Here is an 11,443-nt window from a genome sequence, read left to right on the forward strand (position 1 = left end):
TTGGCAGCGTGCTTTTGGCTTGAGTTGCTATTGGCATGCCTGCCGCTACCGTTGAAATTGCAATTGATCCTGCTGTGACCATGCTAATCCATGAACGATTCATTTCTTCATTGACTCCTTTTTCATTCTTTTTGGAAGTAGAATTGAATATTTTATAGTATCGGTATCCAACATGAAAATCCTTACAAATAAAACAAAAGATGACGGAATTTAGCTCTTTTTTTCTATTTGCCAAAAAGAAAAGAATGTCTTGAGAAGTAGCTTTGTAAGAATGGAAGGAGAGCGACTTTTGTTTGCCTATGACGAAAACCTGATTGTTGATCGACAAAAGAAGAAGGGATGTGCATCCAGCATTCGACAGTCTTTATTAGCAGCATTGGCTATGATTGACATTGGGAAAGCACAGATAGGCGAAGTTGGCGGAGGGGAGTGCTAGAAGATGCTGGAAAAAATTCTCGAACTGCGTTCACGATCCATGTCCATTGCACAAATTGCCAAAGAGTGCGGCTTAACGATCGGTCAAGTTAAGTATCGCCTGCAAAAAGACCGTGCGAAGCCAGAGACATCACCTCCCGCTAGAACGGAATTGGAATGGAAATTGCCTGCGTTTTATGGTCGGGACATTGTCAAAGTCATGGCACAAGGACCGAGTGTGTTATTCATCTATTGGGAAATCACTTGGCCGCGCATGAGGATGGTCGCATCGTACCTGCAAGCCGATTATCGTCACATCCAGAAGGGCTTGCGTCTGTATGATGTTACCGAACGCTTATTTGATGGAAAAAATGCACATTCCGTCCGAGATGTGTTTGTACATGAAGAGGCTCATTCCTGGTACGTGAAAGATGTAGAGCCAGGACGTACATACATTGTTGATTTTGGTTTATATGAACACAATCGGTTTTGTCCGATTTTACGCTCGGAAATGGTAGTTACCCCGCACAATTCAAAAGCTAGCTGGGGAGAACCGTTAGTTGAACCCGTCCACGATCCAGCTACACCTTCCTGGTTTGAGAACTTTTCCTCCTACTCGTTGTATACCAAAACATCAAATAAGTGAGGTGTCATTTGTGCAAAAAGGTTATCTCTCCCTCGTGTTGCATGCCCATCTGCCTTATGTCCGACACGGGGATCGGGACGATCGCCTGGAAGAGCGCTGGGTGTATGAAGCCATGCTGGAATGCTATCTTCCCTTGCTCATGGTTTTCGACAAGCTCCTCTCAGACGGCATCGCTTTTCGCATGACCCTTGCTATTTCTCCGACATTACTTTCCATGCTAGATGATGATCTGATCGTGACACGCTTTCGCACACATCTAGCGAAGACCGTTGAATTGGCTGGGAAGGAAGTCAAACGAACCGCAGGTCAACCCGAAGAACACCGTATCGCCAAAATGTACGTGGAGCGTTTTCGAAGCATCATTGCCTATTGCCGCAAGTGGGATTTTCAACTGATCAAGGCCTTTCGGCATATCGCGGATAGCGGATGCCTCGAACTCATCACTTGCGCAGCCACACACTCCTTTTTGCCCTATGTGGAAACAGAAGAGGCGATTCGGGCACAGCTTCAGGTGGGCATCGATACACACGAGCGGATTCTGGGAAGACGTCCGAAGGGGATTTGGCTGCCAGAGTGCGGGTATACACCTGGACTGGATCGCTTGCTGAAAGAGGCAGGGCTTCGGTATTTCTTTGTAGACAGTCACACGATAGAGCATGCGACGCCGATACCTCGCAGAGGGTTGTTGGCACCCTTGTTCACGCCGCATGATGTGGCTGCCTTTGCCCGTGATGAAGCGGCTTCCCGCCAGGTATGGAGCTCGATCGATGGTTATCCAGGGGACTATGACTATCGTGAATACTACCGGGATATCGGATTTGACAGGGAGATGAGCTACATCGAGCCGTACATCCATCCTGATGGCATTCGGGTCCATACCGGTTTGAAATATTATCGAATCACCGGAAAAGAAGGGGATAAAGACTGGTATGAGCCAAGCTGGGCGCGCGAAAAAGCAGCATCACACGCGGGACACTTCCTGTATCACCGAGAGCGTCAAGTGGAGGAAGCCAGTCATTGGATGGATCGCAAGCCGTTGGTCGTCGCCACTTATGATGCGGAGCTGTTTGGTCATTGGTGGTTCGAGGGTCCGCAGTTTTTGGATGACCTCATGCGGAAAACGGTTTGTGATTCAAAAGAAGTGAAATTAATTACACCATCTGAATATTTGGAGGAGTATCCAGAGCAGGATCGCGGTCACTTGCCCATGTCTACATGGGGAAGAAATGGCTACGGAGAAGTCTGGCTGAACGAGAACAATGGCTGGATATACAGGCATCTGCATCAAGCAGAGCGGGAACTGATCGGAGCGATTACTACCTTTTCTGAGCAGAAAGGAGATCAGCTTTCTTTACGGTGCCTCAAGCAGGCTGCACGCGAATTGATGCTGGCCCAAAGCAGTGATTGGTCATTTATTTTAGACGGTCAAACGGTCACACGGTATGCGGTGCAACGCGTTCATGACCATTTGGTTCGCATGCGGGCTCTCTTGGCGATGTATCGAGAGCATCAACTGGATGAAGAGGCTATTACACAAGCAGAAGCTGACTTTCCGATCTTTCCTGACTTGGATATCACGTTCTATTTGCCTAAACAAACGCATAGAGTGAGCGTATCGCGTCATTTGGTAGCGGCTACGCAAGATCAGTCTTCGACAAAAACAGTTTTGATGCTTGCATGGGAATTTCCCCCTCATGTGGTAGGGGGGCTTGGTCGGGCTGTCTACGATCTCGCTAGGCATCTTGTCCAGCAAGGAATCGTGGTGCATGTGCTGACACGCGCGACAGATTCATGCTCCATAGATGAGACGATGGAAGGGGTTCACGTACACCGTTTGCCTACGTACATTCCTTCTGAACAAGCTGACTTTCTGGCATGGGTGTTTCAACTGAATTTGGCAATGGTCGATGCTGCCTCCAAGCTCTGGTCACTTGGGGTGCGACCAGATGTCATCCACGCTCACGATTGGCTTGTCAGCTGGGCTGCGATCGAACTGAAACAGGGGTACTCTCTTTCGCTCGTCAGCACGATTCATGCTTTGGAACATGGTCGGCATCAAGGCATTCATACACCATTGCAGCAAAGGATTCATGAGTGTGAACGTACGCTAACACAAAGCTCTGACTCAATAATCGTTTGCAGCAAGTATATGGAGTCGGAAGTCATGCGCCTGTTCGGAACACCATCATCCCAATTACGTGTCATTCACAATGGTGTCGATCTCATTCCCCTACCGGACGTAAATCGTGAACAGCTTCGGCAGGAGTTGGCGATAGGCGATGGACCGGTCCTCTTTTTTGTAGGGCGCTTGGTCCAGGAAAAAGGTGTTCATCTATTGTTGGAAGCCATGGTAAGGCTGCGCAATGAGTTTCCGTATGCGAAGTTGCTTATAGCTGGCAGAGGACCGATGCAAGACGAGTGGAAGCAGTTGGTTCATCAGATGGGACTTTCTGAGCAAGTCCGCTTCTTGGGCTTCGTAGACGATGGAATGCGAAATGAGCTGTTCTCCTTGGCTGATGTGGCGGTATTCCCGAGCTTGTATGAGCCATTTGGAATTGTTGCGCTGGAAGCGATGGCTCTGGCTACGCCAGTTCTTGTTGCGGATACGGGAGGGCTGAGAGAGATCGTTCGCCATGGCGAAAACGGCGCCATGATGTACACAGGTGACCCCGAATCCTTGACGAATCAACTCCGCTGGCTACTGCGCGACCCTAATCAGCGGCATCAACTGGCCCAGACGGCAATGCAAGAGGTTAAACAGGTTTATAACTGGACACTTTTGGCTAGTCAAACCATCGATCTATACCGTTCATTTGACGTATCTGCGGAAATCGGCATGACAACATAGATTGCAACGATGAAGGAGGAAGAAAAGAAAATGAAGGCAGTAATCATGGCTGGGGGTAAAGGTACACGTCTACGTCCGTTAACATGCCACACGCCAAAACCAATGGTGCCACTCTTAAACCGGCCTTGCATGGAGTACACGATTGATCTATTGAAAAAGCATGGGATTACAGAGATAGCAGTGACACTCCAGTATCTGCCTGATGTCATCCGCGATACGTTTGGTGATGGGTCTCGCTACGGTGTTTCGCTCGTCTATTTTGAAGAATCAATTCCTTTGGGCACAGCAGGCAGCGTGAAAAACTGCACCGATTTTCTCGATGAGCGCTTTGTCGTCATCAGTGGGGATACGTTAACAGACATCGATTTGTCGGCAGCCATTCATTTCCATGAACAAAATAACGCACTGGCTACGTTGATTTTGACTCGTGTTGAAACACCGCTGGAATTCGGAGTTGTCATGACAGACGAGGGCGGACGTATTACCCGCTTTTTAGAAAAGCCGAGCTGGGCGGAGGTTTTTAGCGATACGGTGAATACCGGGATATACGTCTGCGAGCCCGAGGTCTTGTCTTATATAGAAGAAGAGCGGGAAGTGGATTTCAGCAAGGAAATTTTCCCGTCTTTTTTACAAGCAGCAAAGCCTCTATACGGATATGAGGCGAGTGGTTATTGGTCTGATATTGGCTCTTTGGAGGTTTATCAGCAAGCCCAGTTTGATTTGCTGGATGGACGCGTGCATCTCGAAATAAAAGCACAGGAAATCGCGCCGCGCATTTTCTTGGAAAATGATGTTCGCATCGATTCATCGGTCCGTTTGGAAGGCCCTGTCTATATCGGTGAAAATGTACACTTGCAGGCTGGAGTTGCCGTTGGTGCTTATTCCATTCTGGGAAAAAACACCATGATTTCTTCTGGTACGAAGCTGTCCCGGGCAATCATTTGGGAAAATAGTGTCATTGGGAAAAAAGCAGAGATCACAGGAACGACCCTCTGCCGCAACACCCGAATAGCAGATTGCGTACAACTCGGAGAAGGGGCGGTCATTGGAGAACAGTGCCTCATTGGGGCGAAGTCGGTGGTAAAGGCAGGGGTCAAAATTTGGCCGGATAAGGAAGTCGGGGAAAATGCGACTGTCACCACCTCGCTCATCTACGGTGCCAAGCAAACCAAAAATTTGTTTGGGACGCATGGAATCAAGGGCATTGGTAACGTTGACATCACGCCCGAGTTCGTTACAAGACTTGCTGCTGCCTATGCATATTTACTACAAGCGGGAGATAAAATTGCGCTCTCGGCATGCGCACACCCATTTGCTCAGCTATTGAAGCATAGCATCATGACGAGTTTGTGCTCTTCCGGAATTGATACGGTCGATCTCGGGATTGGCAATTCACCCTTGATTCGATACGGCGTGCGCTCCCTGGATTGCAAAGGCGGCATTCATATTTATATGGCAGAGCCAGTCGATGATAAAGAGATTGTCATCCAATTCATCGATCATGCGGGCTTGCCGATTTCTCGTGATATGGAGCGCAAAATTGAGAATGCTTACTGGCAAGAGACTTATGTTCGCAACCTGCATCGGTTGGGAGCACTGCAAGTCGAGCATCAAGTACAAGAAGCTTATCTTCACGCTATGGTCCAACAGTTGAATATATCGTCCATCCAGCGTCAGCGTTTCCACCTGCTGATCGATTGTGAACAGCGTTTTTTCCCTACTTTTCTTGCGCCACTCTTGCATGCACTGGGAGTCTCTGCACATTACAGCTCTATACAAGAGGGTATTCGTAAAAAGGGAGCGGATTTAGGAGTTCGTCTCGATAAAAATGGCGAGCAATTTACCTTGTTTACCGAGCATGGAGAGAAACTCTCGAATGAACAGATCACGGCTCTGCAACTGCTGGCTTGCAGTGGTCAACATCGGCGCATCGGTCTTCCTGTGAGTGCACCGATTGAATTGGAGCATATGGCCCAGCTGTTGCAAATGGAAGTTGTACGCACTAAGGTCTCTCCGCGTTCCATGATGGAGGTATCGAGCGAACAGCGCTTTCATCCGATGTTTGATGCCGTGTACAGCCTCATGAGAATTCTTTCGTATCTCGCTTCTGAGGAAAAACCACTCAGTGTTTTGCTAGATCTGTTGCCAGCGTGCCATATGGAGAAAAAGACTGTCTTTTGCCCATGGGCAGCAAAAGGGAAGGTCATGCGTAGAGTGATGGAAGAAAACAAAGGCAAGCTGCTGGAGCTCGTCGATGGAATCAAGGTATACGATTCGAACGGCTGGGTGCTGATTTTACCCGACTCAGAGGATTCGCACGTAAAAGTGATTTCGCAAGGGGCGACGGCAGAGACCGCAGCTACGCTTGCTTCTTCCTATGCGAGGCGAATTGCCGAATATCAGTTTCACGAAAAGAGAGAGATCGACAGCCTATAACGAAAAGGACGTGAAGGCATGCCGAGACCGCTCGTCGTCGGGAACGGAAAACTGCTGATTAATTTTGATGACAAGCTGCACATGCGAGATCTCTATTTTCCGTATGTCGGTCAGCTGAATCATGTTGGGGGACACTTTAGCAAGCTGGGGATATGGGTGCAAGGTCGCTTTTCCTGGCTGGATGAAGACGGCTGGACGCGGAAGCTCGGATACGGACAGGAGTCTTTGGTGACAGATGTTCATGCGCATCATGAACATCTGGGCATCTCCCTGCAAATTGCAGATGGGGTGCATCAGCGTGACCCGATTTATTTGAAAAAGGTGTGCGTTCGGAATTTGACGAGCGAGGTGCGGGAGGTCAGGCTGTTTTTTAATCACGATTTCAGCTTGAATGAGACGGAGGTAGGGGATACCGCTGTTTTTGATCCCATCCTGCGCACCATTTATCACTACAAGCGCAATGTGTACATCATGGCAAATGGAAAAACGGATACGGGTGGGATCGATCAGTATAGCGTCGGGATCAAGCGGTTCAACTATGCGGAGGGGACCTGGAGGGACGCGGAGGATGGTCTTTTGTCCGGCAATCCGATTGCACAAGGCTCCGTAGATAGTACGATCTCCTTTTCCCTCATGCTGCAACCGCAAGAAGAGAAGGCGCTCTTTTACTGGATGTGCATTGGTGAATCGTATGAGGATGTCAAAGTATTGAACCAGTATGTACTCGAAAGTGATCCAGAACGTTTACTCAGTAGGGTCGCTGTGTATTGGCAGCGTTGGGTCAATAAGGAAGAGCGGGACTTTGCTGATCTTCCAGCAGAGGTTGTCAATCTGTACAAAACCAGCTTGCTACTCGTGCGCACGCAAATCGATCAGAGCGGAGCAATTCTCGCTGCGAATGACTCAGATATTCTCCAATTCAATCGCGACCATTACAGCTACATGTGGCCAAGAGATGGGGCGTTGATTGCGAGTGCGATGGCGAAAGCGGGCTATACGGGAGTGGTCGCACCATTTTTCCGATTTTGCGCAGATGCCTTGAATAAGGACGGGTATTTGCTGCACAAGTACAATCCAGATGGGTCTGTCGGCTCCAGTTGGCATCCGTATATTGTTGACGGAGAAATTCAGATCCCGATTCAGGAGGATGAGACGGCGCTCGTGCTGTTCGCGCTCTGGGAGCAATACAAGAGTGGCAAGCAAATTGAAGACTGCCAGGCGCTCTATCCCACGCTGGTTCGTCCGGCGGCCCGCTTTTTGTTGGAGTATGTCCATCCAGAGCTGCAACTCCCGAATCCAAGCTACGACTTATGGGAAGAGAGACGGGGAATTTTTACGTTTACTAGTGCGACGGTTTTCGCGGGCTTAATGGCTGCGGCTCGTTTCGCCCAGCTGTTCGGGGATGATCGGCGCTACAAACGCTACGCGGAAGGGGCAGAGCGCATTCGTGGGGCAATGGAAAAACATCTGTACGACCCTGAAATCGGGCGTTTTCTGCGAGGGATTTATGTAAGAGCAGATGGGAGTGTCGAAAAAGATTTCACGGTGGAGAGTAGCTTGTTCGCCTTGTTTGCGCTTGATGTGTTTTCCGTAGACGATCCGAGAGTTGAGCGGACAATGGAAGCAGTCAAAAAGAGTTTGCGGGTAGATACTGTGATAGGTGGAATTGCTCGCTATCAAGGGGATTATTATTTCAAAAAATCACATGACACGGCGAAGGTGCCGGGAAATCCATGGATTATTTGCACGTTATGGGTGGCTGATTGGGAAATTGCCAAGGCAAAATCGCTCGATGAACTCCAAGAGCCAAAGAACAGACTGGCCTGGGTCGTACGCCATGCCCTACAAAGCGGCGTGCTATCCGAACAGCTCGATCCGTATACAGGTGCTCCCGTATCCGTTGCACCCTTGACGTGGTCGCATGCTACTTATGTTGCCACTGTTTTGCGTTATTTGGAGAAGGTGAATGAGTTGCGGTAACGAGGGGAGAGATGAGGAGATGACAACGATCCGTTTCGGTACGGACGGTTGGCGTGACATAATCGCAGATGGCTTTACTGTCGAGAATGTCCGCATTGTCGCACAAGCCATCGCCAGCTATACCAAAGAAATCGGACAACAGGAGCAGCCTGTTTTGGTCGGGCACGACACGCGGTTTTTGGGGAGACGCTTTGCCGAGGAGGTTGCAGCTGTCCTGACCGCGAATGACATTCGTACCTACTTGGTGAACGAAGCAGCGCCAACGCCTGCCGTAGCCTTTGGAGTGAAGCATTTTGCAGCGAGTGGCGCAATCATGATTACGGCCAGTCACAATCCACCCGAATATAACGGCATCAAATACATTCCGGAGTATGCTGGACCTGCAACGCCTGCGATCACGCAAAGATTGGAAGAGTGGATCACCGAAACCTGCCAGACGAAATCGGTGCGTACGATTTCCCTCGCGGAAGCAAAGGCCCGCAAGTTGCTGCAAGTCATTGTGCTGCGTCCTCATTACGAGGCGCATCTTAGACGGATGATAAACATGGATGTTTTGCAAAACTCTTCCTTGTCCGTTGTTGTCGATGCCATGCATGGTGCAGGCATGGGCTACGTGAGCGGTTTTTTGTCAGAGGCGGGGGTGAAAAACGTCGGAATCCGAGAAGTCCCGGATGCGGCTTTTGGAGGAGATTTGCCAGAGCCAAACGATAAGCATTTGCATTTGCTAAAAAAAGAAGTTGTAGAACGCCAAGCATCTCTTGGTCTTGCCAATGACGGCGATGCGGATCGCTTCGGAGTCGTCGACCGCTTCGGACAGTACATCACGCCAAACGAAGCACTCGTGCTCCTAACCTATCATTTGCGAAAAAATCGTGGCTTGACCGGGCGGATTGTCAGGACAGTAGCAACCACGCATCTGCTGGATCGGATGGCTAAGCAATATGGTCTTGAACTGGTGGAGACGCCAGTCGGCTTCAAGTATGTAGGTGAGGAAATGCGCAAAGGTGACGTGCTCATTGGCGGAGAAGAAAGTGGCGGGGCCAGTATTCTCGGTCACATCCCGGAGAAGGACGGCGTACTCATCAATTTGTTGCTCGCCGAGATGTGCGCGTATGAAAACAAAGGAATCGATCAAATATTGCGAGACGTATACGAGCAGTTCGGCGAGCTGTTCCATACGAGGCTTGATATGAAATTGCCGGAAAAAGATCAATGGGTACAGCAAATGATCGCCAAGCCACCTGCACTCATTGGTCCTTATCAGGTTTTGGAGATTCAACGAGTGGATGGGGTCAAGCTGTTGCTCGAGGAAGGACATTGGATCTTGATCCGTCCGTCTGGCACAGAACCGTTGGTACGCATCTATTGTGAAGCAACGAATGCGACTGCCTTGCAAAAGCTGCAAGATGCGATTCGCGAATGGTTTTTGGAGATTAATGCGTAAATTCAGAAGGGAGAGCCTGCATGGATGTGCCAGGTTCTTCTTTTTTCTAAGTTCCTGCTATGTGGCTGCGGTGAAGAGAAGAATATTTCCAGTCTAGGCTCCGTCCTGCTGGGGGCTGAGACTGTCCGCTCCGAAGGGATTCGCGGGGAAACGCAAAAGTGATAGCCGCTTCGTAGCGCGGGCACGCCTAAGTTTCTTTTGCCCGCTCATCCCATCTCCGCTTGGTAGGACTCCACAAGTCGCTACGTCTGGAAATATTCTTCTCTGTCGTAACTGATGAGGTTCTTTAATCTTTTCAGGCGTTTAAAAATCGGATCACACAGAAAGCTCGTAGAGGACAGGAGAAAAAAGGGAAGATCTTAGGGACACCGACCGAGACGCAATACAAAAAGCGAAACACGCTCTTAAGTACCAATGCTTGAGTTCCAGCAAATCTCATTTGCAGAGGCTTGCAAATATGTGCAGCACCGGCACCATCCGCCGGGTGTATCGGCATAGTAAACACATCGAGGAATTGGTTATCGAATAAAAAGAAGATCAAACGCCAATTAATCCGGCAGATTTAACCTGCTAGTTAACAAAAAAGAAAAAGACACCTGAGGTGCCTTTTTCCATCAGTGAACGAGAACACAGTTAGAGGCCATCTCGGACAAGTGAAGGACGATCATCTCTACCATAGCTCAGGCTTCACCACCATGAACCATAACATGGCCAGCAAAAGAAACAAATAGATCCAGATCGAACGAGTAAGCGACTGCACCAATTTATCCTTGTCCTGGTCAGTTTCATTAAACTTCCGTATCTTCGGCGAAAATGCGCGTGCCAGAAAATACAAGGAGCTTACCAGGATCAATACGGTCATCACGATCCAGGACGACTTCCATGACCAATTCCCACCCATGACTAGCAATACCCCGGATATGACCAAAACATGACCGGCATGCTTCGCCAAACGTGTGGTAGACCTGAAAGTATCCAGATAGGCTTGTTGTTTGGTGAGGTCAGCCTCTCGCAATCTTTTCATCATGGGTAGCAGAACAAAAAACGGTCCAATGGACATCATGGCACTGAGAATATGTAGATAAAGAATCGTCTTATATAATAAAATGCCCACCGTTATTTTTTCTTGTCCGGGCTAAATTCATGGACCCACACTCGCATTTGCGGCAGCCAAGGCATCCCAGGATGAGATGATAGAATGGATTGCTTATATTCCTCTACATTTGAATATCCCTCTTGCTTGGCATTATCATCGGTTAATTCCCCGAGCGACTGTGAATAAACCTTGTCTATTACAAAGTCGTGGCCTTCGAGGGTCATGATTTCACCAACATCTGCGTAGCGTCCATTGCGCCGGGTCGCGGTTTTTTGTCCCGACAATACTTTCTCGATATCCGGCTTCACGGTAATTAAACGATCGATTGTACAGGTTTTTGGCGGCAAAGCGTCAGAACCCATTTGATTTTGCATACATGCCATCCTCCTTTTTTCTTCAAAACCACTTTATCATAAGTCGAGCCATGAATACACAAGCACACGATTGTATGGTTGGACGGGTGGGTCAGTCTTTAACGGTCACGATTGTACAGGGATAACAAAGTTTTAGACTGGGGCCGTTAAACTAAACCAGCTAATAGGATGTCAACATTTTTCAATAAAACGTGTTTTGTTTAAT

At 48.9% G+C, this 11,443-nt stretch carries 8 protein-coding genes; 6 read left to right on the top strand and 2 right to left on the bottom strand.

Annotated elements, in window-relative coordinates; translation table 11 throughout:
- Positions 1–289 precede the first annotated feature (289 nt).
- The 6 genes from PMI05_RS30935 to PMI05_RS02115 are packed head-to-tail and all read left to right on the top strand — an operon-like array spanning position 290 to position 9,768.
- Entirely contained in the window at positions 290–436 is a 147-nt protein-coding gene (locus PMI05_RS30935) for a hypothetical protein (RefSeq protein ID WP_193375240.1), read from the top strand.
- Between the two features lie 3 nt (positions 437–439).
- On the top strand, positions 440–1,060 hold the full coding sequence (locus tag PMI05_RS02095; protein ID WP_007716600.1) for a DUF4912 domain-containing protein: 621 nt from the start codon (positions 440–442) through the stop codon (positions 1,058–1,060).
- A gap of 10 nt (positions 1,061–1,070) precedes the next feature.
- The gene (locus PMI05_RS02100) at positions 1,071–3,908 is read left to right on the top strand and encodes a 1,4-alpha-glucan branching protein domain-containing protein (protein ID WP_007716602.1); all 2,838 of its coding nucleotides are present in this window, start codon (positions 1,071–1,073) and stop codon (positions 3,906–3,908) included.
- Between the two features lie 30 nt (positions 3,909–3,938).
- Positions 3,939–6,344 carry a sugar phosphate nucleotidyltransferase gene (locus tag PMI05_RS02105; protein WP_007716603.1) on the top strand — a complete coding sequence of 802 codons (2,406 nt, stop codon included), beginning with the start codon at positions 3,939–3,941 and terminating at the stop codon, positions 6,342–6,344.
- 18 nt (positions 6,345–6,362) lie between these two features.
- Positions 6,363–8,324, top strand: coding sequence for a glycoside hydrolase family 15 protein (locus tag PMI05_RS02110; protein ID WP_007716604.1), 1,962 nt, complete (start codon positions 6,363–6,365; stop codon positions 8,322–8,324).
- Positions 8,325–8,343: 19 nt separating this feature from the next.
- Complete coding sequence (locus PMI05_RS02115) at positions 8,344–9,768, top strand: phosphoglucomutase/phosphomannomutase family protein (RefSeq protein WP_039960057.1); 1,425 nt, start codon at positions 8,344–8,346, stop codon at positions 9,766–9,768.
- Between the two features lie 670 nt (positions 9,769–10,438).
- Here the strand turns inward: PMI05_RS02115 and PMI05_RS02120 are convergent.
- Both PMI05_RS02120 and PMI05_RS02125 read right to left on the bottom strand, forming a co-directional pair.
- On the bottom strand, positions 10,439–10,882 hold the full coding sequence (locus PMI05_RS02120) for a DUF2269 family protein (protein WP_081496788.1): 444 nt from the start codon (positions 10,880–10,882) through the stop codon (positions 10,439–10,441).
- 2 nt (positions 10,883–10,884) lie between these two features.
- Positions 10,885–11,238, bottom strand: coding sequence for an ASCH domain-containing protein (locus PMI05_RS02125; protein WP_007716614.1), 354 nt, complete (start codon positions 11,236–11,238; stop codon positions 10,885–10,887).
- Positions 11,239–11,443: the final 205 nt, after the last annotated feature.

Source organism: Brevibacillus sp. BC25 (assembly GCF_000282075.1).
Lineage (GTDB): Bacteria > Bacillota > Bacilli > Brevibacillales > Brevibacillaceae > Brevibacillus.